Annotated in this window: 23 protein-coding genes; 10 read left to right on the top strand and 13 right to left on the bottom strand. The window is 70.0% G+C overall.

Annotated elements, in window-relative coordinates; genetic code table 11:
- Positions 1-102 precede the first annotated feature (102 nt).
- The 4 genes from ABD207_RS08410 to ABD207_RS08395 are packed head-to-tail and all read left to right on the top strand — an operon-like array spanning position 103 to position 2,182.
- Positions 103-411 carry an RNase A-like domain-containing protein gene (locus tag ABD207_RS08410; RefSeq protein WP_344011269.1) on the top strand — a complete coding sequence of 103 codons (309 nt, stop codon included), beginning with the start codon at positions 103-105 and terminating at the stop codon, positions 409-411.
- A 15-nt stretch (positions 412-426) separates the two neighbouring features.
- A complete protein-coding gene (locus tag ABD207_RS08405; protein ID WP_344011267.1) occupies positions 427-1,188 on the top strand; it encodes a hypothetical protein in 762 nt (253 codons plus the stop codon).
- Positions 1,189-1,488, top strand: a complete 300-nt coding sequence (locus ABD207_RS08400; RefSeq protein WP_344011265.1) for an RNase A-like domain-containing protein — start codon at positions 1,189-1,191, stop codon at positions 1,486-1,488.
- Positions 1,489-1,510: 22 nt separating this feature from the next.
- Complete coding sequence (locus ABD207_RS08395; RefSeq protein ID WP_344011263.1) at positions 1,511-2,182, top strand: contact-dependent growth inhibition system immunity protein; 672 nt, start codon at positions 1,511-1,513, stop codon at positions 2,180-2,182.
- Between the two features lie 86 nt (positions 2,183-2,268).
- On the opposite strand, the gene ABD207_RS08390 is transcribed toward ABD207_RS08395, so the two are convergent.
- From ABD207_RS08390 to ABD207_RS08380, 3 genes are all read right to left on the bottom strand, one after another.
- A complete protein-coding gene (locus ABD207_RS08390) occupies positions 2,269-2,523 on the bottom strand; it encodes a DUF6458 family protein (RefSeq protein WP_344011262.1) in 255 nt (84 codons plus the stop codon).
- 154 nt (positions 2,524-2,677) lie between these two features.
- Entirely contained in the window at positions 2,678-3,973 is a 1,296-nt protein-coding gene (locus ABD207_RS08385; RefSeq protein WP_344011260.1) for a M18 family aminopeptidase, read from the bottom strand.
- Positions 3,974-4,189: 216 nt separating this feature from the next.
- Positions 4,190-6,016, bottom strand: a complete 1,827-nt coding sequence (locus ABD207_RS08380; protein ID WP_344011258.1) for an acyl-CoA dehydrogenase — start codon at positions 6,014-6,016, stop codon at positions 4,190-4,192.
- Positions 6,017-6,197: 181 nt separating this feature from the next.
- Here ABD207_RS08380 and ABD207_RS08375 point away from each other — a divergent pair, with 181 nt between their 5' ends.
- The 3 genes from ABD207_RS08375 (at position 6,198) to ABD207_RS08365 (ending at position 8,992) form a co-directional block, all read left to right on the top strand.
- Positions 6,198-6,662 (top strand): SseB family protein, encoded by a 465-nt coding sequence (locus tag ABD207_RS08375; RefSeq protein ID WP_167994878.1) that lies wholly within the window; start codon positions 6,198-6,200, stop codon positions 6,660-6,662.
- A 113-nt stretch (positions 6,663-6,775) separates the two neighbouring features.
- The gene (locus tag ABD207_RS08370; protein ID WP_344011257.1) at positions 6,776-7,756 is read left to right on the top strand and encodes a pirin family protein; all 981 of its coding nucleotides are present in this window, start codon (positions 6,776-6,778) and stop codon (positions 7,754-7,756) included.
- Positions 7,757-7,927: 171 nt separating this feature from the next.
- On the top strand, positions 7,928-8,992 hold the full coding sequence (locus ABD207_RS08365; RefSeq protein ID WP_344011256.1) for an AI-2E family transporter: 1,065 nt from the start codon (positions 7,928-7,930) through the stop codon (positions 8,990-8,992).
- Positions 8,993-9,029: 37 nt separating this feature from the next.
- Here the strand turns inward: ABD207_RS08365 and ABD207_RS08360 are convergent, their stop codons facing one another.
- On the bottom strand, positions 9,030-11,243 hold the full coding sequence (locus ABD207_RS08360; RefSeq protein WP_344011255.1) for an ATP-binding SpoIIE family protein phosphatase: 2,214 nt from the start codon (positions 11,241-11,243) through the stop codon (positions 9,030-9,032).
- A 188-nt stretch (positions 11,244-11,431) separates the two neighbouring features.
- Between ABD207_RS08360 and aspS the strand changes: the two genes are divergently transcribed.
- Positions 11,432-13,195, top strand: a complete 1,764-nt coding sequence (gene aspS / locus ABD207_RS08355; RefSeq protein ID WP_344011252.1) for an aspartate--tRNA ligase — start codon at positions 11,432-11,434, stop codon at positions 13,193-13,195.
- Positions 13,196-13,303: 108 nt separating this feature from the next.
- Here aspS and ABD207_RS08350 read toward each other — a convergent pair whose 3' ends face one another.
- From ABD207_RS08350 to ABD207_RS08330, 5 genes are all read right to left on the bottom strand, one after another.
- On the bottom strand, positions 13,304-14,179 hold the full coding sequence (locus ABD207_RS08350) for a PhzF family phenazine biosynthesis protein (RefSeq protein WP_344011250.1): 876 nt from the start codon (positions 14,177-14,179) through the stop codon (positions 13,304-13,306).
- A 90-nt stretch (positions 14,180-14,269) separates the two neighbouring features.
- Positions 14,270-14,527 carry a hypothetical protein gene (locus ABD207_RS08345; protein ID WP_344004675.1) on the bottom strand — a complete coding sequence of 86 codons (258 nt, stop codon included), beginning with the start codon at positions 14,525-14,527 and terminating at the stop codon, positions 14,270-14,272.
- The gene (locus ABD207_RS08340; RefSeq protein ID WP_344011312.1) at positions 14,524-14,871 is read right to left on the bottom strand and encodes a hypothetical protein; all 348 of its coding nucleotides are present in this window, start codon (positions 14,869-14,871) and stop codon (positions 14,524-14,526) included. The genes ABD207_RS08345 and ABD207_RS08340 overlap by 4 nt, the downstream gene beginning before the upstream one ends.
- 62 nt (positions 14,872-14,933) lie before the next feature.
- Complete coding sequence (locus tag ABD207_RS08335) at positions 14,934-15,800, bottom strand: helix-turn-helix domain-containing protein (protein WP_344011248.1); 867 nt, start codon at positions 15,798-15,800, stop codon at positions 14,934-14,936.
- 155 nt (positions 15,801-15,955) lie between these two features.
- Positions 15,956-16,498, bottom strand: a complete 543-nt coding sequence (locus ABD207_RS08330; protein ID WP_344011310.1) for an ATP-binding protein — start codon at positions 16,496-16,498, stop codon at positions 15,956-15,958.
- Positions 16,499-16,657: 159 nt separating this feature from the next.
- Here ABD207_RS08330 and ABD207_RS08325 point away from each other — a divergent pair, with 159 nt between their 5' ends.
- Together ABD207_RS08325 and ABD207_RS08320 are read left to right on the top strand one after the other, a co-directional pair.
- Positions 16,658-17,533 carry a helix-turn-helix domain-containing protein gene (locus tag ABD207_RS08325; protein WP_344011247.1) on the top strand — a complete coding sequence of 292 codons (876 nt, stop codon included), beginning with the start codon at positions 16,658-16,660 and terminating at the stop codon, positions 17,531-17,533.
- The gene (locus ABD207_RS08320) at positions 17,530-17,742 is read left to right on the top strand and encodes a DUF397 domain-containing protein (RefSeq protein ID WP_344011245.1); all 213 of its coding nucleotides are present in this window, start codon (positions 17,530-17,532) and stop codon (positions 17,740-17,742) included. Before ABD207_RS08325 ends, ABD207_RS08320 begins: the two co-directional genes overlap by 4 nt.
- Positions 17,743-17,778: 36 nt before the next feature.
- Here ABD207_RS08320 and ABD207_RS08315 read toward each other — a convergent pair whose 3' ends face one another.
- From ABD207_RS08315 to ABD207_RS08300, 4 genes are all read right to left on the bottom strand, one after another.
- On the bottom strand, positions 17,779-17,997 hold the full coding sequence (locus ABD207_RS08315) for a type II toxin-antitoxin system VapB family antitoxin (protein WP_344011243.1): 219 nt from the start codon (positions 17,995-17,997) through the stop codon (positions 17,779-17,781).
- Positions 17,998-18,017: 20 nt separating this feature from the next.
- The gene (locus ABD207_RS08310; RefSeq protein ID WP_344011241.1) at positions 18,018-18,383 is read right to left on the bottom strand and encodes a PH domain-containing protein; all 366 of its coding nucleotides are present in this window, start codon (positions 18,381-18,383) and stop codon (positions 18,018-18,020) included.
- Between the two features lie 63 nt (positions 18,384-18,446).
- The gene (metG, locus tag ABD207_RS08305) at positions 18,447-20,159 is read right to left on the bottom strand and encodes a methionine--tRNA ligase (RefSeq protein ID WP_344011239.1); all 1,713 of its coding nucleotides are present in this window, start codon (positions 20,157-20,159) and stop codon (positions 18,447-18,449) included.
- 171 nt (positions 20,160-20,330) lie between these two features.
- Positions 20,331-22,286 carry a VWA domain-containing protein gene (locus ABD207_RS08300; RefSeq protein WP_344011238.1) on the bottom strand — a complete coding sequence of 652 codons (1,956 nt, stop codon included), beginning with the start codon at positions 22,284-22,286 and terminating at the stop codon, positions 20,331-20,333.
- Positions 22,287-22,326 lie beyond the last annotated feature (40 nt).

Here is a 22,326-nt window from a genome sequence, read left to right as displayed (position 1 = left end):
GTGCGTCGGATACATGCGGCCCCGGTATGCGGCCGCTCCTCAAGGGACGATCTGAACAAACCGCCGCGGCCGGGCACCGCCTGGCCCCACGGACGGCCGAAGGTGGCCGAAGCCTCTTCTTTCAGGGATCTCGATTCGGCACAGAAGTTGACCCAGTACAACATTGACACAAACAAAGACGAGATCCGCGACTGGCTTGCCGACGAAAACAGAGAACAACGACTGGACATCCGAGTCGACCAGACGCCGTTCGGCCCCAGCGGGAGAAGCATCAAGAACGAGGAAATCAAGCACGATCCGTTTCCGTCGGACAAGGCGAAGGACGTGTACGGCGTCGAGACACGCCTTATCTACAACGAGGATCTGGATCCGCCGTTCATTGTGCTCACTTCGATGCCCAGAGATCTCTGACGCTAGGATGGCGGTATGACAGACCGGGAATACGTCGACTACTGGACGCTCCAGGGTGCTCGCGTGCTTCTGGACAGGTACGACGGGTGGAGCCGAAGAATTCCGGACGACCCGGCTCGCTGGCAGAATGAATTGCTCCCGCTCATTCGCGGCATTCGAAACGCGGAAAAGGATGGCGGGCGAAATCTTCGGGAGATCGCCTACCAGTTGCGGCTGGCTGCTGATCTCTTCGAAGAATCTCCGGAGGGTACCCACGCCGCGCTCAAGCGCATTCCCCGTGCCGCCACAGAGGAGCGCACACCCGATGTGTGGCGGGAAATCGCCGAGCATCTGGAGAACTGGAACGAGCGCGTAGACCGCAGCGCGTACTTCGATCCCCCTCCGACGACGCGAGAGTTGCTGTTGCGCTTCCCGCGGTTCCGTCAGCTCCTCCCGATCTACTTCGGCCAGGACGGGGTCGCGATCAGCGATGACATGCAGGACGCCACCACGGAAGAAGGCATCCGCATGTACATCGAGGAGACCCACCCACGGTGCCCGTGGGTTCTGCCGAGTGTGGTCTCCGAGTGCTACCAGGCCATCGCCATCTTCCACACGGAGGAGCAGATGGACTGCTTCTTCGCCGGTGAGGCCATGGGAGGCGGGCCAGGCGGCTCCGACGATTTCGTCGACTTCTTCCCCCTGTTCGCCCGCCTGTGCATCGAGCACCTGAGAGAAGCTCACTCCCCCCTGTGGCAGCCCAAGCGCCCCTGGCCGCGCCCGGACGAAACCGAGTAGATGCGCACCCGAACCGCCACCTACCCCGACCGTGAGACCGCTCAGTGGGCCACTCAGCAGGTCGTGAACGCCAACGAGCAGCTCATTCACCGCTGGCTCGCGCAGTCCACCCGCTCCCGGCTGACCATCGAGGCGTCCTGGCCGTCCCGGCCCGAGCCGGTCGGCCGTGTGCTGCTGCAGGCGATGGCGCTGGCCGGCCGTGACCCGGTGGACGTCAGGGCCGCCCGGGTGATCCTCAAGCGGGATCCGTCCCGGCCGCACGGCTTCACCGTCCACGCCACCTTCCCCGTCTACCTGTGAAGACTCCTAGAGGCTGCCCACCGTGCCCCTGAGCCCCCTCGACCACGACGGCCGCTACGGCGAACTGGATCAGGTCCTCCGCGCCTACCTCGGCCAGGCTGCCGATGACACGCCCGACCGGCCCGGCCAGGCCCTGACCGCCTACCTCCGCCACACCTGGCACACCCGTCCCTGGGCCCTGGCCATCGCCGAGCGTCAGCTGCGCGACTACGCCGGCAATCCGCCCGGACGACTTCGCCTGCGGCTCGGCGAGTTCTACCCGGTCCCGGACGTCGGTCTGCCCGAGGGCGAGGTCCAGCAGTGGCTGTACTGCCTGGCCGATCACATCAGACGGAGCATCGAGCAGGGCGAGTGCCCGGCCCCGTCCGCTCCCGTCACCCACGGGGAATGGCACGCCCGTTTCCCGGAGCTGGCCCAGTTCCTCGGCGGCTGGTTCTCCCAGGACATGCCGGACGAGTTCGACGACCACGACGCGGCCGTCGACGACTACCGCACCTCCACCGACTCCCGGTTGACCGCCCGCCTCGTCGGCGAGCTGCACGAACTGCTCGCTCTCGGCCTCGGCGAGACCGACTACGCCACTGCGCTGGCCGAACTGGGCATGGAGGTCGATCCGCCCGCTCCTTACTCACCCAGCGGCTGGCTCGCCCTCCTCGCCGGGCGGCTCAGCGAGCCGGAGGCTCCGCACAGCTGACCTGGTGCGCCGCGCAAAAACGTCCACCCCGCGCCCGTCCACGTCCGCCCTCGTCCACGCCCGCCCTCGTCCACGCCCGCCCTCGTCTACGCCCCGTATCCGTCCGAGTAGCCGTCCCGGTGGTGCGGGCGGGTGGCCGGGTCGTCGACGACCGAGGTCGCCGGGGGGACCACCACGCGCCTGCGGCGGGCGATGCTGCTGAAGGTCGCCACGCCGATCAGGCCGACGATCATGAAGATCACGCCGACCAGGTCCAGGTTGACTCCCCGCATGTCCCAGTCGGTCGCGAAGGTGAGAATGGCTCCCACCGCGATGAGGATGATGCATCCGCCGAGGCCCATGAGTCACGCCTTCCTTGTCCGGTCGGTCCGGCCGGTCCGGTCGGTCCGGTCGGTCCGGTCGCCTCCGGGTACCCGCGGGGTCAGAAAGCATGCGGTGGCGCGGTGTTGACCATGCGGGCCGCCTGCGCGGCCCGCTCCTCACCGCGGCGGGGCGTCAGCCCTCCAGGAACGCGGCGAGCGCGTTCGCCAGCAGGAACGGGTCGCGGGCGCCGCAGAGTTCGCGGGCGCTGTGCATGGAGAGGATGGCGACGCCGATGTCCACCGTGCGGATGCCGTGCCGGGCCGCGGTGATCGGGCCGATGGTGGTGCCGCAGGGCATCGCGTTGTTGGAGACGAAGGACTGGAAGGGCACCCCGGCCCGCTCGCACGCGGCGGTGAAGACCGCGCGGCCCGAACCGTCGGTGGCGTAACGGTTGTTGACGTTGACCTTGAGGATGGGGCCGCCGTCGATGCGCGGGTGGTGCGTGGGATCGTGCCGCTCCGCGTAGTTGGGGTGGACGGCGTGGCCGGTGTCGGAGGACAGGCAGACGGTGGCGGCGAAGGCGCGGGCGCGGTCCTCGAGGGTGCCGCCGCGGGCGAACACCGAGCGCTCCAGGACGTTGCCGAGCAGCGGGCCGTCGGCGCCGGTGTCGGACTGGGAGCCGTTCTCCTCGTGGTCGAAGGCGGCGAGCACCGGGATGTGGGGCAGGTCCGGGGTGGTGGACGCGGCCGCGAGGGCCGCCGTGCCGGCGTGCACGGAGAGGAGGTTGTCCATGCGGGGGCCGGCCACCAGTTCGCGGTCCCGGCCCAGGTAGGCGGGCGGCTCCACGGAGTGGACCATCAGGTCCCAGCCGGCGACCTCGCCGGAGGGGATGCCGGCGGTCTCCTCCAGGAAGGCGATCAGGTCGCCGTCGCGGACGTCGTCGCCCAGGCCCCACACCGGCTGCATGTGGCGCTGCTTGTCGAGCTTGAGGCCCTCCGCGGTGACCGAGCGGTCCAGGTGGATGGCGAGCTGGGGCACGCGCAGCAGCGGGCGGTCGACGTTCACCAGGCGGGTGGAGCCGTCGCGCAGGGTGAGGCGGCCGGCCAGGCCCAGGTCGCGGTCGAGCCAGGAGTTGAGCAGCGGGCCGCCGTAGATCTCCACGGCGACCTGGCGCCAGCCGTGCGCCCCGCTGTCGGGCAGCGGTTTGACGCGCAGGTTGGGGGAGTCGGTGTGGGCGCCGACGATCCGGAAGGGGGTGTGCGGGGCGGCGCCCTCGGGGACGTACCAGGCGACGATGGCGCCGCCGCGCAGCACGTACCGGCCGCCGCTGGTCCCGTCCCAGGCCTCCGTCTCCGCGACCTGCCTGAAGCCGGCCTTCTCCAGCCGCTCGGCGGCGTTGGCCACGGCGTGGTACGGCGTGGGGCTCGCCGCCAGGAACGTCATCAGGTCGTCGGTGTGGCCGCGGTCGAAGCGGGAGGGTGCGCTCATGGGGTTCACCTTAACGACGGATGAGGTCCGGTTGACGACGAGCGAGGGCCCGCCTCCCGGAGAAGCGAGGGCTCGCCTCCCGGAGAAGCGAGGGCTCGCCTCCCGGAGAAGCGAGGGCCCGCCTCCCGGAGAAGCGAGGGCTCGCCTCCCGGAGAAGCGAGGGCCCGCCTCCCGTGACGGGAGACGGGCCCGGGCTTCAGCGGGGCGGGCGCGTGATCAGAACGCGGCCTCGTCCAGCTCCATCAGGTCCAGGTCGACGGTCTCGGCGACCTTGCGGGCGGCGGTCACGCCGGGCAGGACGTTGGCGGCGAAGAACTTGGCCGCCGCGATCTTGCCGGTGTAGAACGCCTTGTCCTTCGCCGTCGCGGTCTCCAGCTTCTCCAGGGCCACCGCGGCGCCCTTGAGCAGCAGGTAGCCGACGATCACGTCACCGGAGGCCATCAGCAGGCGGGTGGTGTTCAGGCCCACCTTGTAGATGTTCTTGACGTCCTTCTCGGTGGCCGCGAGGTCGTTGAGCATCAGGCCGACGATGGCCTCCAGCTCGACGGTGGCCTTGGCGAGGTGCTCGCGGGCGGCGGCCAGCTCCTCGCCGCCGGTGCCGATGGCCAGGAACTTCTTGATGTCCTCGGCGAGGCTGTTCAGGGCGGCACCCTGGTTGCGGACGATCTTCCGGAAGAAGTAGTCCTGGCCCTGGATCGCCGTGGTGCCCTCGTAGAGGGTGTCGATCTTGGAGTCCCGGATGTACTGCTCGATCGGGTACTCCTGCAGGAAGCCGGAGCCGCCGAAGGTCTGCAGCGACTGGGCGAGCTGCTCGTAGGCCTTCTCCGAGCCGTAGCCCTTGACGATCGGCAGGAGCAGGTCGTTCAGCGCGTGCTCGGTGGAGGCGTCCTCGCCGGCGGCCTCCTTGACCTGGATGGCGTCCTGGATGGAGGCGGTGTACATCACCAGGGCGCGCATGCCCTCGGCGTACGCCTTCTGCAGCATCAGCGAGCGGCGCACGTCGGGGTGGTGGGTGATGGTGACCTTCGGCGCGGTCTTGTCCATGAAGTTCGCCAGGTCGGGGCCCTGGACGCGCTCCTTGGCGTACTCCAGGGCGTTGAGGTAGCCCGTGGAGAGGGTGGAGATCGCCTTGGTGCCGACCATCATGCGGGCGAACTCGATGATGCGGAACATCTGGCGGATGCCGTCGTGCTTGTCGCCGATGAGCCAGCCCTTGGCGGGGTGCTTGTCGCCGAAGGTCATCTCGCAGGTGTTGGAGACCTTCAGGCCCATCTTGTGCTCGACGTTGGTGGCGTAGACGCCGTTGCGCTCGCCCAGCTCGCCGGTCTCGAAGTCGAACAGGTACTTCGGGACGAGGAAGAGGGACAGGCCCTTGGTGCCGGGTCCTGCGCCCTCGGGGCGCGCGAGCACGTAGTGGAGGATGTTCTCCGACATGTCGTGCTCACCGGAGGTGATGAAGCGCTTCACGCCCTCGATGTGCCAGGAGCCGTCCTCCTGCTGCACGGCCTTGGTGCGGCCGGCGCCGACGTCCGAGCCGGCGTCCGGCTCGGTGAGGACCATCGTGGAGCCCCACTGCTTCTCGGTGGCGATCTTCGCGATGTGCTTCTGGACCTCGTTGCCCTCCTCGTAGAGGATCCCGGCGAACGCGGGGCCGGAGGAGTACATCCACACGGCCGGGTTGGCGCCGAGGATGAGCTCGGCGTAGGCCCAGATCAGGGAGCGCGGGGCGGTGGTGCCGCCGATCTCCTCGGGCAGGCCCAGGCGCCAGTACTCGGAGTCCATGAAGGCCTGGTAGCTCTTCTTGAAGGACTCGGGGATCGGGGCGGTGTTGGTCTCCGGGTCGAAGACCGGCGGGTTGCGGTCGGCGTCGGCGAAGGACTCGGCCAGTTCGTTCTCCGCGAGGCGGCAGAGCTCCTCCAGGATGCTCTTCGCGGTCTCGACGTCCATCTCCTCGAACGGGCCGGTGCCGTACAGCTTGTCCCGCCCGAGTACTTCGAAGAGGTTGAACTCGATGTCGCGGAGATTCGACTTGTAGTGCCCCATGGCGACGGCTCCGTTAGAAGAGATCGGCGAGGCACTGAATCCTCGCACTAGTTCACGTACCAATCAGTAGCTACGATGATGCTACCCGTCGGTAATAAGAAGCAACCCCGAACCGGACATCTGTGACTCACCCCTCCTCGGCCCTCTTCCGGCCGCCCCGGGGGTCAGTAGTCTGTGCGTCATGTACGGCTACGACCAGAACGTAGGGACACAGCAGGGCTACGTCCCGCCGCAGCAGCACATGCCGGGCGGGTACGGGCAGCAGCCGCCGCTGTACCCGGAGCCGTCCGCGCCCTCGCTCGCCGACGCGGTGCGCGCCTTCACCACCGGGCAGATGACCGCGGAGGACTTCCAGCAGGTCTTCGCCACGTCGAAGGTGTACTGCCCGCGCGGCGACAACCCCGGCTTCCTCGCCCTGCACAACACCCAGCAGCCGGTGATCCCGATGTTCACCTCGCTCAAGGAGCTGCGCCGGTACGCGGGCAAGGAGTCCAAGTACTTCGTGATCACCGGCGCCGAGGTGATCGACCTGCTGCCGACCGGCTACGGCTTCGTCCTCGACATGGAGGGCGAGCACCGGATGGTGTTCGACGCCAAGGCGGTCGAGCAGATGGTGGAGTTCGCGATGCGCCGGATGTATGGCTGAGGCGCACGACGCTCGTGCGGAGCCCGGAGGGAATGTCCTCCGGGCTCCTCGCTGTTTGGGGTGGCAGGAAGTTCAATGCTCAACTAATCTGGGTGTACCCGAGGAGGTACGACATGCCTGCAGTGACCGTCGAGAACCCGTTGACGCTGCCCCGCGTGGCCGCACCGGCCGACGCCGTGCCGCGTCCCGTGCTGGCCGTGACCACCGCTCCGAGCGGTTTCGAGGGCGAGGGCTTCCCGGTGCGCCGGGCGTTCGCGGGGATCAACTACCGCTACCTGGACCCGTTCATCATGATGGACCAGATGGGTGAGGTGGACTACGCACCCGGTGAGCCCAAGGGGACGCCCTGGCACCCTCACCGGGGCTTCGAGACCGTCACCTACATCATCGACGGCATCTTCGAGCACCAGGACTCCAACGGTGGCGGCGGCACCATCACCAACGGCGACACCCAGTGGATGACCGCCGGCGGAGGCATCCTGCACATCGAGGCGCCGCCCGAGCACCTGGTCATGTCCGGCGGCCTCTTCCACGGGCTGCAGCTGTGGGTGAACCTCCCGGCCAAGGACAAGATGATGGCCCCCCGCTACCAGGACATCCGGGGCGGCAGCGTCCAGCTGCTCACCAGCCCCGACGGCGGCGCGCTGCTGCGGGTCATCGCCGGTGAGCTGGACGGCCACAAGGGCCCCGGCATCACCCACACCCCGATCACCATGATCCACGCGACGCTGGCGCCGGGCGCCGAGGTCACCCTGCCCTGGCGGGAGGACTTCAACGGGCTCGCCTACGTCCTCGCCGGGCGCGGGTCGGTCGGCGCCGAGCGGCGGCCGGTCCACCTGGGCCAGGCGGCCGTCTTCGGGGCCGGGTCCTCGCTGACCGTCCGGGCCGACGACAAGCAGGACTCCCACACCCCCGACCTGGAGGTCGTGCTGCTCGGCGGGCAGCCCATCCGGGAGCCGATGGTCCACTACGGCCCGTTCGTGATGAACACCAAGGAAGAGCTGGTGCAGGCCTTCGAGGACTACCAGAAGGGCCGCCTGGGCACCGTCCCCGCCGTGCACGGCATGACGGACGAGGGCCCGCAGGACGTGTGACACCCGGCCCGCAGGACGTGTGACACCGGCACGCGGGAGGTGTGACACCGGCACGCGGGAGGTGTGACACCGGCACGCGGGAGGTGTGACACCGGCGTTCCTGGCCTGGCGGATCACCCACGCGGGGCGCCAGGGCAGGACAGCCCCCGCCGTCCATGATCGGCTGGCGGTGTGCAGGACTCCTCGCCGCTGCTGCCCGACCCGGTCCGGCGCCTCGCCGCATGGTGCGCCGTCACCCTGCTGGTCTCCGGGGTCGTCTACGTCGGCATCCGGCTCTGCGTGGCCTTCCGGCCGGCCGTCGTCCCCGTCCTGCTCGCCCTGCTCGGCACCGCGCTGCTGAGGCCGCTGCACCGGCGGCTGGTGCGGGCGGGGGTCAAGCGCTCCCTGTCCGCGGGGCTCACCTGTGTCGCGGTCGTCGCCGTGGTCGGCGGGGCCGTGTACATCGTGGTCGCCGCGCTGATCGAGTCCGGGGACCAGATCATCACCTCGCTGCGTGATGCCGCGCAGGACATCGCCCGGCACTTCGGGGCCGCCGGGACCTCCCTGCACGACCTGGCGTCCAACATGCGCCGGCTGCTCTCCAAGTTCGGCGGCACGGCCGCCTCGGGCGTCATCAGCGGTGTCAGCGTGGTCGGCGAGACCCTCGCCATGGCCGTGCTGGCGCTGCTGCTGGTCTTCTTCTTCCTGCGCGACTCCGAGCGGGCCGGCGCCGTCGTGCGCGCCCTCGTCCCGCGCCGCTCCGGCGACATGACGGTGGCCATGGCCCGGCGGGCCTTCCAGGCCGTGGAGGGCTTCATGCGCGGCACCACCTTCATCGCCCTGATCGACGCGGTGTGCATCACCGTGGGCCTGCTGATCCTCGGCGTGCCGGGCGCGGTGGGCCTCGGGGCGCTGGTCTTCGTCGGCGCCTACATCCCCTACCTGGGCGCCTTCATCTCCGGCACGGTGGCGGTGCTGGTGGCGCTGGCCGACCGGGGCTTCGTCATCGCGCTGTGGGCGCTGGGCGTGGTGATCGCGGTGCAGCTGCTGGAGGGGCATGTGCTCCAGCCGCTGATCCAGAGCCGGACCGTGCAGATGCATCCGGCTGTGGTGATGCTGGCGATCGCCGCCGGGGCGTCGGTCGCCGGGATCGTCGGCATGCTGATGGCGGTGCCGCTGACGGCGGCGGCGTTCGGAGTGGTCGACGAGCTGCGTCACCGGTACGCGGAGGAGGACGGGGCGGGCGAGCCGTCCTGAGGGGGCGCGGCCCTTGGTTGATCGCCTCTCTTCGCTTCTATTCGCTCCAGGTACCCGGGGTGCCGTCCGGGTGCGGGCGACCGTTCCCGTCGCTTCCGCCGTTCCCGTCGCTTCCGCCGTTCCCGTCCCCGGCCGCCTCGGCCTCCGGCTCGTACAGCTCGAACCAGATGCTCTTGCCCTCGCCGCGCGGGTCGACCCCCCAGGCGTGGGCCAGCTCCTCGATCAGGATCAGGCCGCGGCCGGAGGAGGCCAGCTCGCCGGGTCTGCGGGGGTGGGGCAGGTCGTCGCCGGCGTCGGTGACCTCTATGCGCATCCGGCGGCCGTCCCGCCCTCCGGTGACCTCCGCGACCAGTAGTGCGTCGGCGTCGGTGTGGACCAGGACGTTGGTGAGCAGTTCCGAGAGCAGCAGCACCGCGGAGTCCACCTGGTCCGCCGAGGACCAGTCGTGCAGCAGCTCGCGCAGCTGATGGCGGGCGATCGCCACCCGCTCGGGCTCGGCCTGCGCCACGGTGAGCATGGTGCGCCGCACCGGCGGCCGCACGGTGTCCGTCTCGGCGCCGCAGCCGCAGCCCTCGCCCTGCCGGCAGAGCAGCAGCAGGGCGATGTCGTCCTCGCGGCGGTCGGCCAGCGGACCGGTGGTGTGGTGCGAGGAGGGGCCGTGCACCGCTTGCACCAGGGCGTCGGCGAGCTCCTCCAGGTTGCCCTTGTGCTCCTCGAGGAGGGAGCGCAGCCGTGTCCAGCCGGTGTCCAGGTCGTGGCCGCCGGTCTCGATCAGACCGTCGGTGCAGATCAGCATGGTCTCGGCGGGTTCCAGGATCAGCCGGGTGGTGGGGTAGTCGGCGTCCGGGTCGATACCGAGCGGCAGCCCGCCGGCCGTGGGCCGGGTCAGCACGGTGGCGTCGGCCATGCGGATCACCGGGTCCGGGTGCCCGGCGCGGGCGACCTCCAGGACGCCGGTGACGGGGTCCACCTCGACATACAGGCAGGTCGCGAAGCGGTTCTCGGCGGGGTCGGCCTCGCCGATGCCGTGCAGGAAGCGGGAGACGCGGGTGAGCACGGCGTCCGGCCGGTGCCCCTCGGAGGCGTAGGCGCGCAGGGCTATCCGCAGCTGGCCCATCAGCCCCGCCGCCCGTACGTCATGGCCCTGCACGTCCCCGATGACCAGGGCGAACCGTCCGCTGGGCAGCGGGATCACGTCGTACCAGTCGCCGCCGACCTGGAGGCCGCCGCCGGTGGGGACGTAGCGGGCGGCGACGCTCATGCCGGGGATGCGCTGCTGGCCCAGCCGGGGCAGCATCGTGCGCTGCAGTCCGTCGGTCAGCGCCCGCTCGCTCTCGGCGGTTTCCGCCCGGGCCAGCGCCTGCGCCAGCATCCGGGCCACGGTGGTCAGCACGGAGCGCTCGTCGGGGGTGAAGGCGACCGGGTAGGTGAAGGCCGCCATCCAGGCGCCCATGGGGCGGCCCGCCACGGTGAGCGGCAGGAAGGCCCAGGACTGGCGGCCGAAGCGCTGCGCCATGGGCCAGGTGAGCGGATAGCGGGCCTTGTACTGCTCGGGCGAGGAGAGATACACCGCACGGCCGGTACGGACCACCTCGGCGGCCGGGTAGTCGGTGTCCAGCGGCATATAGGTGAAGGGACCCTCGTCGCCGGGTTCGTGCCCGTGGTGGCCGATGACCGTCAGCCGGTCGCCCTCGACGCCGAACACGGCCAGGCCGTCCGGTGAGAAGCCCGGCATCGACAGGTTCGCCGCGACCCGCAGCACCTCCTCGGTGGAGCGCGCCTCGGCCAGGGCACGGCCGGCGTCCAGCAGGAAGGCCTCCCTGGAGCGCCGCCAGTCGCCGGTGACCGCGCTGCGCCCGGCGGGCGTGCCCGGGGCCGGGTCGGTGACCTCCTGGAGGGTGCCGGTCAGGACGTACGCCTTGCGCTCGGGGTCGAAGGACGGCTTGGAGCGGCTGCGGACGACCCGGACGACGCGCCCCTGGTCGTCCATGACTCGGATGCGGACCTCGGCGAGGGTTCCCTCGGCGACGGCGAGCTGGACCACGCCGGTGATCTCGTTCCAGTCGACCGGGTGCAGCCGGGCCCGCACCTGTGCCTCCGTGAGGACGCACTCCTCGGCGGGCTGCCCGAGCAGCCGGGCAGCCACGGCGTCGACCGTGACCTCCCCGGCTGCGGTGTCCCAGTGCCACCGGCCGGTGTCGAGGAGGCTGAGGACGTCCTCCACCGAGGGCAGGGGTTCACCTGTGCGCATTGCCCCACTTTAGGAAGAATGCAGCGAACACTGCCACCGTGGTCGCACAGACGACCGGGCTGTAATGCCGGGGAGTCGATCTCGGGGCGGCCGGTAGTCTTGGGGGGAGTTTCCTGTTTCACGAGCTGCGTTTCCGGACGTTTCACGTGAAACGACGACCCCGATCCGCGAAGACTGGATGAACGACGATGCATCGGTACAGGTCCCACACCTGCGGCGAGCTCCGCTCCTCTGACGTCGGCACCGACGTCCGGCTGAGTGGCTGGCTGCACAATCGGCGCGACCTGGGCGGCATCCTCTTCATCGATCTGCGCGACCACTACGGCATCACGCAGCTCGTGGCCCGTCCGGGCACCGAGGCGTACGAGGCGCTGGACAAGCTGTCCAAGGAGACCGTGCTCCGCGTGGACGGCAAGGTCGTCTCCCGCGGCGCGGAGAACGTCAACCCCGACCTGCCGACCGGCGAGATCGAGATCGAGGTCTCCGAGGTCGAGGTGCTCGGCGAGGCGGCGCCCCTCCCCTTCACCATCAACACCGAGGACGGCGTCAACGAGGAGCGGCGCCTGGAGTACCGCTTCCTCGACCTGCGCCGCGAGCGCATGCACCGCAACATCATGCTGCGCACCAAGGTGATCTCGGCGATCCGCCAGAAGATGACGGCGCTGGGCTTCAACGAGCTGGCCACCCCGATCCTCAGCGCGACCTCCCCCGAGGGCGCCCGTGACTACGTGGTGCCCTCCCGCCTCCACCCGGGCAAGTTCTACGCCCTGCCGCAGGCGCCGCAGCAGTTCAAGCAGCTGCTGATGATCTCCGGCTTCGACCGCTACTTCCAGATCGCGCCCTGCTTCCGCGACGAGGACGCGCGCGCCGACCGCTCGCCGGGCGAGTTCTACCAGCTCGACGTGGAGATGAGCTTCGTCGAGCAGGAGGACGTCTTCCAGCCGATCGAGAAGGTGATGACCGAGCTCTTCGAGGAGTTCGGCAACGGCCGCCATGTCACCTCGCCGTTCCCGCGGATCCCGTTCCGCGAGGCGATGCTGAAGTACGGCTCCGACAAGCCGGACCTGCGCGCCAAGCTGGAGCTCGTCGACATCACCGACATCTTCGAGGGCTCGGAGTTCAAGGCCTTCGCCGGCAAGCACGTCCGCGCGCTGCCGGTGCCGGACGTCTCCGGCCAGCCGCGCAAGTTCTTCGACCAGCTCGGTGACTTCGCAGTCGCCCAGGGCGCCAAGGGCCTGGCCTGGGTCCGCGTCGGCGAGGACGGCTCGCTGACCGGCCCGATCGCCAAGTTCCTCACCGAGGAGAACGTCGCCGAGCTGACCAAGCGCCTCTCCCTGGCCCCCGGCCACGCGGTGTTCTTCGGCGCGGGCGAGTACGACGAGGTCTCCAAGATCATGGGCGCGGTCCGCGTCGAGGCCGCCAAGCGCGCCGGCCACTTCGAGGAGGACGTCTTCCGCTTCTGCTGGATCGTCGACTTCCCGATGTACGAGCGGGACGAGGAGACCGGCAAGATCGACTTCTCGCACAACCCGTTCTCCATGCCGCAGGGCGGCCTGGAGGCCCTCGAGACCCAGGACCCGCTGGAGATCCTGGGCTGGCAGTACGACATCGTCTGCAACGGCGTCGAGCTGTCCTCCGGCGCGATCCGGAACCACGACCCGGAGATCATGCTCAAGGCCTTCGAGATCGCCGGCTACGACCGGGAGACCGTCGAGGAGAAGTTCGCCGGCATGCTCCGCGCGTTCCGCTTCGGCGCCCCGCCGCACGGCGGTATCGCGCCGGGCATCGACCGCATCGTCATGCTGCTGGCCGACGAGCCCAACATCCGCGAGACCATCGCCTTCCCGCTCAACGGCAACGCGATGGACCTGATGATGGGCGCCCCGACGGAGCTGGACGAGGAGCGCCTGAAGGAACTCCACCTGTCGATCCGCAAGCCGCAGCCGAAGTAAGTCCCTTCCAGGGCAGGCACACGGCAGGCCCAGCTGTAGCGCTGTAGCGAGGGCCCGGAACCGCCACACCGGCGGGACCGGGCCCTCAGCTATTGCTCTGTGGCCTGCTCACTCCGGAGTAGGCGGAATACGCGCCCCGGCACCGCTGACCCGCACGCGGGGGTCGCCGCCGCGCAGTTCGACGGTGAGCACACCGGGCCGCCCCATGTCCTCCCCCTGATGCAGCGTGAGGACGGCCTCGTCGGGCACCAGCCCCAACTCCCGCGCATACGCCCCGAACGCGGCCGCGGCAGCCCCCGTCGCCGGGTCCTCCACCACCCCGCCCACCGGGAACGGATCCCGCACATGGAACACCGTCTCCGAAGCCCGCCACACCAGCTGCACCGTCGTCAGGTCCAGCCGCCGCATGAACGCTGCCAGCCGGTCGAAGTCGTACTCCAGCTCCGCGAGCCGCTCCCTGGTCCCCGCGGCCAGCACGAGATGGCGGGCCCCCGCGAAGGCGATCCGGGGCGGCAGCGCGGCGTCCAGCTCATCCCCCGCCCACCCGAGCGCCGCCAGCGCCTCCCGCACGTCCGCCTCGGCCACGCCTTCCACCTTCGGCTCCACACTCGTCAGCGTGGCCCGCAGACTCCCGTCACTCCCCTCGGCCACTGTGACGGGAACGGTCCCGGCAGGCGTCCGGAACTCCAGCTCCCCCGGCCCCGTCCGCTCCGCCAGCGCGATCGCCGAGGCGACGGTGGCGTGCCCGCAGAACGGAACCTCGGCCTTGGGGCTGAAGTAGCGCACATCGAAACGGCGTTCCCCCGACGACGACGGAATCAGAAACGCGGTCTCGCTGTACCCCACCTCGGCGGCGATCCCCAGCATGTCCTCGTCCGACAACCCCCTGGCGTCCAGCACGACCCCGGCGGGATTCCCCCCACCCGGATCCGTCGAGAACGCCGTGTACCGCAACACCTCTGTACTCCGCGAAGCGCTCGTCATACCGGGGCCAACTCGGTGGCGGGGCTGATCATTCCCGGGCCTCAGCCCGGTCCAAGACTCGAAACACCGGTCGGTCGGTGGCCTAGACCGTTAAAAGCCCAGGTAGGTGATCTGTACGACGTAGACCCGCTCGCTGCGTACGACGATCTGATACCTGAACATGCCGCCCGGCACGATGATGTCGCCGCCGCTCGGATCGATACCTGCGTGGGCTCGACCGTGCAGATGCATGGCCTCCGCGGCTCTGACCAGCTCTTCCGCCTTCTTCTCCACGTGGGTCAGAAACTCGGCCGGTGCGGTGCGGGCGGTTTGCTCTGCTCCGAAGGCGTACTCCCACTTCCAGCTCAACCGCGTACTGCCTTCATGGCTTCGTCCAGTACAGCGGTCAGCTCCCGGAGAGCTTCTTCGGCGATGGCGGGATCTGCGTCCTCAAGTCTGCTCTGTGCATGCTCGAGACGGGAGGACAGGTCGGGACGACGCGCGATTTCGATGTCCCGGGCCCAGCGGAGCACCCAGCTCTGCACGGGGCTCACAGACTGCCATTCGACCGCCTTGGCGAACGCCTCGTCCTTCGTGGCCTGCATCTCCGGCAGCCTGCCCGGGGCCACGACGGTGAGCGCCGCGCGCAGGGCATCGGGTGTCTGCTCCGGGCGGGGGATCAGCTCGCGTCCGTGGTCCGGCAATGTGCTCATGGTGTCCTCCGGGAGTACCCCCGCCAGGGTATCCGGCGCGGCCGGGCCGAGCGCTCGTGTACTCATGTGATCTCGCTCTGCTCGTTGCGGCAGTCGCGGCAGCGGCCTGGGGAGGGGGCGCGGAAGGCGCGGTCGCAGACGTCGCAGGTTTGGAAGGGGTGGCGGGGTGTGGGGGTCGGTGGGGCTGGAGGGCGGGGTGGAGGCGGGGGTGGGAGCTGGGTTGTCAGGCGGTGGGCCAGGAGGGCGGCTGGGCGGGTCAGGGGTTCGTCCGGGAGGTTGGCGGTCAGGGCGTGGCGTACGGCGGTGGGGGTGAGGTCGCGTTCCAGCCAGGCGGCGACACCGGGGGCGAGGTGTTCCGCGTCGGTGGCGGAGAGCAGCAGGCGTGAGTCGTGGCGGCGCAGGCCGGCGAGGACGTCGAGGGCTGTGCGGATCAGGGCGGGCCAGGGGTGCGATGGCTGGGGGACGGCCGGGAGCCGCTTGCGCGGTGCCGGTTCGCCGGGCGACGGCCGGCGTGCGGGCTTGCGGGCGGCCGGTTCCCGGGGGCCGCGGTGCCCCGGCCTGTTGCAGGACACGGTGCGGGTGACGATGCGGCCCGCGGGGGTGCGCTCGCGGGTACGGCGCAGGTAGCCGTGCGCTTCGAGCTCCCGCAGGGCGGCGGCGATGCGGGTGTTCCCTTCGGGGAAGCGGGCGGCGAGGGTCTTGATGTCGACGGGGGTGCCGGGGCGTACGGACTGGATGTAGCAGGCCAGTCCGATGGCGAGCAGGGAGAGATCCGGGTGCTGGGCCAGGTCGTTGCCGATCACCGTGAAGTTCTCGGTGTGGCGGACGTGGTCGTGGACGACGCCGGCGATCCGTTCCCCGTCGGGGTGGTTCTTGCCCCGGTTCCGGGACTCGACGGGGAGGGGCGCGCTAGAGTTCTTGGTACCCATCGGGAAGGGCTTTCTTCCTCGGTGGTCAGGCCCTCGCAGTGGGAATGGCAGTCCCCGCGAGGGCCGACGCATGTCTGTGGTGGTTGCTGCGCGTTGTGCGCTGGCGCTGAGCGTAGAGCAGGCAACCCACCCCAAATCCAATCCATTTGGCATATTCACTCGCCGGAGTGAGTCCGCCCGCCGGGAGGGAGGGGTGGGGCTTGGAGGGGTTCTTTCTCCCTGGTTCTTGGTCCTTTGGGAGCGCTGGACGCACCGGAGTGCGGGCGCTCGGGCTCCGGTGACTTCGGGGCGGGGAGGGTGAGTTCGGCCCAGACCGTCTTGCGGGGCGGGAGGCCGTCGGTGACTCCCCAGCGGTCGGCGAGGGCAGCTACGAGGGTCAGGCCGCGGCCGGATTCGGCGGTGGGGGCGGCAGGGCGTCGGTGGGGGAGCCGGTCACCGCGCGTGTCCGTGACCTCGATGCGGAGGGTGCCGCCGACGACGTAGAGCAGGAGCCGGAAGTTGCGGCCGGGGACGCGGCCGTGTGTGGCGGCGTTGTTGGCCAGCTCGGCCACGATGAGCTGGGCAGGGTCCAACGGCAGCCCCCAGCGGCGCAGTTGCTCGGTGGCGAGCAGGCGGGCGAGACGGGCTCCTCGGGGCGTGGGGGACAGCAGGACGCTGAAGTCGCGGATGGGGCTGCCGGGTTGGGTGAGTTTCTGCATCACGTCACTCAGCGTGGCCGTTTTTGCCTACCGTGGGGAGTGACGTCGCGGTTGCGTACGGTGACTGTCCGGTCGTTGTCCGGTGGTGTCCGGGCTTGTCGGGGCGGCGCGTGCGGGTAGGGCGTCGCCGATGCAGGGCGGTACGACGGAGGGGCGCGCATGTCCGTGGACAACGAGGTCCGGCGGCTGAAGACGGAGGCGGACGAGCCGGGGTGGGAGGTGGACCCGGACGACGAGTGGGGCGTGGCCGTCGTCGCCACCGTGGGCCGGCAGCTCAAGCTCCGGCGCGAGGCGATCGGCATGCGGGCCGGCGAGTTCGGCAAGGCGGTGGGGTACGGCGAGGACCTCGTCTACAAGATCGAGAGCGGCAGGCGGATTCCCCGCCCGGAGTATCTGGACAGGGCGGACGAGGTGCTGGGGGCGGGCGGACTGCTCTCGGCGATGAAGGAGGACGTGGCCAAGGTCCGGTACCCGAAGAAGGTGCGGGCTTTGGCGGAGATGGAGGCCAAGGCGGTCGAGATCGGCCTGTATGAGTGCCACAGCGTTCACGGCTTGTTGCAGACACCGGAGCATGCGCGCGCGTTGATCGAGGCTGCGCAGCCGCCCTATTCACCGGACGACGTGGAGCGCATGGTGGCTGCTCGGATGGCCCGGCAGTCGATCTTCGAGCGTGATCCGGTGCCGTCCATTCATTTCGTCCTGGAAGAGGCACCGCTCCGACGTCCGCTCGGAGGCACAATGGTGTGGCGACAGCAGCTCGAACGTCTGCTGGAGGTGGGGCGGATGCGCAACGTCACCCTGCAGGTGATGCCGACCCGCGTTGAGGTTCACTCCGGCTTGGACGGCAAGATCGAGCTGTTGAAGTTTGCGGACGGCACGGCAGTTGCGCGTTCCGACGGAGCGTTCAATGGTCGTCCGGTCACCGATCTGAGGCAGCTACGCATCCTTGAGCTGCGGTATGGCACCATCCGGGCGCAGGCCCTCCCACCGTGGGAGTCGCTGGCATTCATCGAGCAATTGCTGGGAGAAGCATGATCCGCAAGGCCTCTGCCGGGACCGGCTCCGAACTGGTGTGGTTCAAAAGCAGCTACAGCAGTGGCAACGACGGTGAGTCCTGTGTCGAGATAGCGACGTCCCCCAGCACGATCCACGTCCGCGACTCCAAGCACCCAACCACCGGCCCCCGCCTCGCCCTCACGCCGGAGGCTTGGGCCGAGTTCGTGGCGTGCGTGTCGAAGGATTGATGGGCACCAGGGCTCGGTGGCGTCCGGCGAGGCGGGTCACGCCCCTGAGCGCTCTCGTTCCTCAAGGACGTCGAAGTCGAGGGAGCTGTCGGAGTTCTCCTGCAGCCAGCTCAGCGTGCGGGCCCTGTCCTCCGCGCTGATGGCTGCCGCCAGGGCCAACGCGCGGTTGATGGTCTCCTGCTTGGTCCTGGCGCCGAGCTGTCGTTGCGCCAGGGCCAGCAGATGGTCGTCGATGTCCATGCTGGTCCAGGACATGCGACTCGCTGCTCGCCGGCCTACCGCGCCACGTACTGCGTGAGGATGGCCTGGACCTCGTAGATGTCGACGCCCTTGGTGAAGGTCTTCTCGATGGGGGCCGGGGTGCCGGAGATCCAGATCTTGAGTTCGGCGTCCAGGTCGAAGTGGCCGGCTGTTTCGACGGAGAAGTGGGTGATGCTGCGGTAGGGGACCGAGTGGTACTCGGTCTTCTTGCCGGTGATGCCCTGCTTGTCGATCAGGATCAGGCGGCGGTCGGTGAGCAGGATGGTGTCACGGATGAGCAGGTAGGCGGCGTGCACCTGCTCGCCGTGGCCCAGCAGGCGGGCGTAGTCCTGCTGGGCCGAGGCCGGGTCGATGCTGTGCGCGTTGCCGAACAGTGCCATGAACGGTTCCCCCAGTGGTGGCTCGGTCCGGCTGGCGCCGGTGCGGTGTCGCGTTCGGTCCGATTACTCCTCGGAGCCGCCGAAGCGCTCCTTGTAGCGCTCGAGGTCCTCGTCGGTGAGCTTGGCGAAGAGGACCGGCGGGACGGTGAAGGGCGTGCCGGCCGGGACCGCGTTCAGGGCGCGGGCCTGCTCGTGGCTCACCCAGGTCGCGGTGTCGTCCTTCAGGTCGAAGGCCGAGCGCATCGTCTTGGCGGAGGTCGGGATGAACGGCTCGGAGACCACCGCGTAGAGGTGGATCAGGTTCATCGCCGTGCGGAGCGTGAGGGCCGCCGCCTCCTTGTCGGTCTTGATCTCCAGCCAGGGGGCCTTCTCCTCCAGGTAGGAGTTGCCCGCCGACCACAGGGCGCGCAGCGCGGCCGCCGCCTTGCGGAACTGGATCGCCTCCATGTGCTCCTCGTACTCGGCGAGCAGCCGGGCGATCTCCTCGCCCAGCTTCGCCTCCGCCTCACCGGGCGCGCCGCCCGCCGGCACCTCCTCGCCGAAGCGCTTGCGGGAGAAGGACAGGACACGGTTGACGAAGTTGCCGAGGGTGTCGGCGAGATCCTTGTTGACCGTGGCGGTGAAGTGCTCCCAGGTGAAGGACGCGTCGTCCGACTCCGGGGCGTTGGCCATCATGAAGTAGCGCCAGTAGTCGGCGGGCAGGATCTCCAGCGCGTCGTGGGTGAAGACGCCGCGCCGCTGCGAGGTGGAGAACTTGCCGCCGTAGTAGTTCAGCCAGTTGAAGGCCTTGATGACGTCGACCTTCTTCCACGGCGCGCGGGTGCCCAGCAGGGTCGCCGGGAACATCACGCTGTGGAAGGGGACGTTGTCCTTGCCCATGAACTGGGTGTAGTGGACGTCGTCGGCCTCCCACCACCAGGAGCGCCAGTCGCGGTTCTCCGGGTCCTGGTCCGCCCACTCCTTGGTGGCGCCGATGTACTCGATCGGGGCGTCGAACCAGACGTAGAAGACCTTGCCCTCGGCGGCCAGGTCCGGCCAGGTGTCCGCCGGGACCGGCACGCCCCAGTCCAGGTCACGGGTGATCGCACGGTCGTGCAGGCCCTCGGTGAGCCACTTGCGGGCGATGGAGGAGGCGAGCACCGGCCACTTGTCGGCCTGCTGGTCCACCCACTGCTCGACCTCGCCGGCCAGCGCGGACTGCAGCAGGAACAGGTGCTTGGTCTCGCGGATCTCCAGGTCGCTGCTGCCGCTGATCGCCGAGCGCGCATCGATCAGGTCGGTCGGGTCCAGCACGCGGGTGCAGTTCTCGCACTGGTCGCCGCGGGCCTTGTCGTAGCCGCAGTGCGGGCAGGTGCCGATGATGTAGCGGTCCGGCAGGAAGCGGCCGTCGGTGATCGAGTACACCTGGCGGATCGCCCGCTCCTCGATGAAGCCGTTCGCCTTCAGCTCGCGGGCGATCTCCTGGGTGATCTCGCGGTTCTGCGGGCTGCTGCTGCGGCCGAAGTAGTCGAAGGCCAGGCTGAAGCCGTCGTAGATCGCCTTCTGGGCGTCGTGCGCCTGAGCGCAGAACTCGTCGACCGGGATGCCCTGCTCCTTGGCGGCCAGTTCGGCGGGGGTGCCGTGCTCGTCGGTCGCGCAGATGTACAGGACGTCGTGGCCGCGCTGGCGCAGGTAACGGGAGTACACGTCGGCCGGGAGCATGGACCCCACCATGTTGCCCAGGTGCTTGATCCCGTTGATGTACGGAAGGGCGCTGGTGATGAGGTGTCGAGCCATCGGAGGCTGCTCCCAGGTCGGTTTGTACGGAACCTTGAAATCGTAGCCGACCCGGGTGGGCCGCCCGCTGCCCGTTTTACGGGGTGGGATGGAGGAGGGAGGGGGGAGGGGCAGGGCAGGGCAGCGGGGGCCCGGGGGTGGGGGTGGTGATACGGAGGTGGCTGCTGGGGCTCAGGGGCGCCAGGAGGCGAGGACGCCGTCGTAGAGCTCCTTGTCGGTGAGCTCCCGGGGGGACTCGCCGGCGAGGAAGCAGGCCGTGTTCGGGGTCTTGAGCTTGCGGAGGTAGTCGAACGCCTTGTTCTCGGGGTCGCCGAAGGCGACGAAGGAGAAGAAGACCGAGGGGTGGGTCTTCGCGGCCTCCGTCAGAGCCTGCGTGGCCGGGGTCTTCGCGTCCGGGGCGCCGTCCGTCTGGAAGATCACCAGGGCGGGGGTCTTCTTGGAGGCACGGGTCTTGTCGTGCAGGGCGAGGACCTCCTGGACGGCCGCGTGGTAGCTGGTGCGGCCCATGCGGCCGAGGCCGGCGTGCAGGGTGTCGATCTTGTTCTCGAAGTCGGTGAGGGTCAGCTCACCGGTGCCGTCGTGTTCGGTGGAGAAGAAGACGACCTTGACGGTGGGGCCGTCGCCGTCACCGTCACCGGGGGTGGTGTCGGGGTCGAGGTGGGCGGCGAGGGCGAGGGTCTGCTCGGCGAGGGCCTGTGCGGAGCCGTCCTTGTAGTACGGGCGCATGGAGGCGGAGCGGTCCAGGACGAGGTAGACGCGGGCGCGGGCGTCGGTGAGGTTCGCGTCCGCGAGGGCCTGGGCTGCGGCGGTGTAGGCGGTGGTGAGGGCGGCGGGGATCTCGGGTGCGGGTGACACCTGCGGGGTCTCGCCGTCGGCGGCTGCGGCGACCGGCTCCGCCTTCGGGGCCTCCGCCTGCGGCTCGGCCGGCTTGTCCTTCGTCTTCGGTGCCGTCTTGGGCTTCGAGGCCGTCTTCTTCGCCGGCTTGGAGGCCGCCGCCTTCGGCTCGGCGGACTGCTCCGACTTGGGGGACTGCTTGGCCTCGGGCTCCGCCTCGGCCTTCGGCTCGGCTTCGGGCGTCGGCTCGGCTTCGGGCGTCGGCTCGGCTTCGGGCGTCGGCTCGGCTTCGGGCGTCGGCTCGGCCTTCGCCTCCGGCTTGGCTTCCTGGTCGGTCGGCGTCGGGGCTGCAGCGGCTGCTGACTCCTGCTCGGCCTTCGGGGCAGCGTCCGTGGTGGCCTGGGGCTCAGCCGCCGTGACGGCCTCGGTCTCCGCCTTCGGGGCAGCCTTGGGCTCGGCGTCCGGGACGTCCTTCGCGGAGGCGTCGGCGGTGGCCTCGGCCTCGGTCGCCTTGACGGTCTCGCCCTCCGCCTCCGGGGCAGCCTTGGGCTCGGCCGCGGTGGCCGCTTCGGCGGCTGCGGCCTCGGGCTCGCCCTTGGCGGTGACCGCCGGCTCGACCTGCGGGGCGGCCTCGGGCGTGGCCCCGGCGGTCGTGTCGGCTGCGGCCTCGGGCTCGGCCTCGGGCGTGGCCTCGGCGGTCGTGTCGGCTGCGGCCTCGGGCTCGGCCTCGGGCGTGGCCTCGGCGGTCGTGTCGGCTGCGGCCTCGGGCTCGGCCTCGGTGGTGGTGCCGGCGGTCGCGTCGGCCTCGGTCTCGGCCTTCGTCGACACCTCGGCAGCTGCCTCCGTAGAGGCCTCCGTGGGGGCCTGGGGCTCGGCCTTCTTGGCGGACTCCGGCTCCGCCTCCGGGGCCGGCTCGGTCTCGGCCTTCTCGGTGGTCGCGGTCTCGGCCTTCTCGGTGGTCGGGGCCTCGGCCTTCCCAGTGGCCTCGGCCTCGCGCCTGGTCTCCGTCTTCTCGGTGACCGCCGGCTCGGACCTGGTCGTGCGGGTCTGGGAGGGGACCGCGGCCTTGTCGAAGGCGGCCGCGACCAGATCGTGCTCCTCGCGGGGCTCCGGGACCGTCGCCGTCGCCGGGGTCGGTTCCGTGGAGGGGGAGGGCACCTTCGGGGCGGCGGGAGACTCGGTCTCGGGCTGGGTCGTCTGGGGTGCGGCGGACTGAGCCGCAGCCTCCGCTTCGGTGGACCTCGCTTTGCGTGACCGGCCGAACGCGTTCCGCAGGTAGGTGAGAATGCCCATGTGCGCACCCCTTCGCGTGAGTTGATGCCCGTCGATCCCT

This window comes from Streptomyces thermospinosisporus, from assembly GCF_039526425.1.
Classification (GTDB): Bacteria; Actinomycetota; Actinomycetes; order Streptomycetales; family Streptomycetaceae; genus Streptomyces; species Streptomyces thermocarboxydovorans.
The sequence above is the reverse complement of the archived record's forward strand: the minus strand, read 5'-3'. Positions and strand labels throughout refer to the sequence as shown.

What these genes read in the sequence shown, in the direction of transcription:
- ABD207_RS08405 (WP_344011267.1), top strand. Translation starts at nt 427, where the DNA reads ATGACAGACCGGGAATACGTCGACTACTGGACGCTCCAGGGTGCTCGC.
- ABD207_RS08400 (WP_344011265.1), top strand. Translation starts at nt 1,189, where the DNA reads ATGCGCACCCGAACCGCCACCTACCCCGACCGTGAGACCGCTCAGTGG.
- ABD207_RS08390 (WP_344011262.1), bottom strand. Translation starts at nt 2,523, where the DNA reads ATGGGCCTCGGCGGATGCATCATCCTCATCGCGGTGGGAGCCATTCTC.
- ABD207_RS08385 (WP_344011260.1), bottom strand. Translation starts at nt 3,973, where the DNA reads ATGAGCGCACCCTCCCGCTTCGACCGCGGCCACACCGACGACCTGATG.
- ABD207_RS08380 (WP_344011258.1), bottom strand. Translation starts at nt 6,016, where the DNA reads ATGGGGCACTACAAGTCGAATCTCCGCGACATCGAGTTCAACCTCTTC.
- ABD207_RS08375 (WP_167994878.1), top strand. Translation starts at nt 6,198, where the DNA reads ATGTACGGCTACGACCAGAACGTAGGGACACAGCAGGGCTACGTCCCG.
- ABD207_RS08370 (WP_344011257.1), top strand. Translation starts at nt 6,776, where the DNA reads ATGCCTGCAGTGACCGTCGAGAACCCGTTGACGCTGCCCCGCGTGGCC.
- ABD207_RS08360 (WP_344011255.1), bottom strand. Translation starts at nt 11,243, where the DNA reads ATGCGCACAGGTGAACCCCTGCCCTCGGTGGAGGACGTCCTCAGCCTC.
- aspS (WP_344011252.1), top strand. Translation starts at nt 11,432, where the DNA reads ATGCATCGGTACAGGTCCCACACCTGCGGCGAGCTCCGCTCCTCTGAC.
- ABD207_RS08350 (WP_344011250.1), bottom strand. Translation starts at nt 14,179, where the DNA reads ATGACGAGCGCTTCGCGGAGTACAGAGGTGTTGCGGTACACGGCGTTC.
- ABD207_RS08340 (WP_344011312.1), bottom strand. Translation starts at nt 14,871, where the DNA reads ATGAGCACATTGCCGGACCACGGACGCGAGCTGATCCCCCGCCCGGAG.
- ABD207_RS08335 (WP_344011248.1), bottom strand. Translation starts at nt 15,800, where the DNA reads ATGGGTACCAAGAACTCTAGCGCGCCCCTCCCCGTCGAGTCCCGGAAC.
- ABD207_RS08330 (WP_344011310.1), bottom strand. Translation starts at nt 16,498, where the DNA reads ATGCAGAAACTCACCCAACCCGGCAGCCCCATCCGCGACTTCAGCGTC.
- ABD207_RS08325 (WP_344011247.1), top strand. Translation starts at nt 16,658, where the DNA reads ATGTCCGTGGACAACGAGGTCCGGCGGCTGAAGACGGAGGCGGACGAG.
- ABD207_RS08320 (WP_344011245.1), top strand. Translation starts at nt 17,530, where the DNA reads ATGATCCGCAAGGCCTCTGCCGGGACCGGCTCCGAACTGGTGTGGTTC.
- ABD207_RS08315 (WP_344011243.1), bottom strand. Translation starts at nt 17,997, where the DNA reads ATGTCCTGGACCAGCATGGACATCGACGACCATCTGCTGGCCCTGGCG.
- ABD207_RS08310 (WP_344011241.1), bottom strand. Translation starts at nt 18,383, where the DNA reads ATGGCACTGTTCGGCAACGCGCACAGCATCGACCCGGCCTCGGCCCAG.
- metG (WP_344011239.1), bottom strand. Translation starts at nt 20,159, where the DNA reads ATGGCTCGACACCTCATCACCAGCGCCCTTCCGTACATCAACGGGATC.
- ABD207_RS08300 (WP_344011238.1), bottom strand. Translation starts at nt 22,286, where the DNA reads ATGGGCATTCTCACCTACCTGCGGAACGCGTTCGGCCGGTCACGCAAA.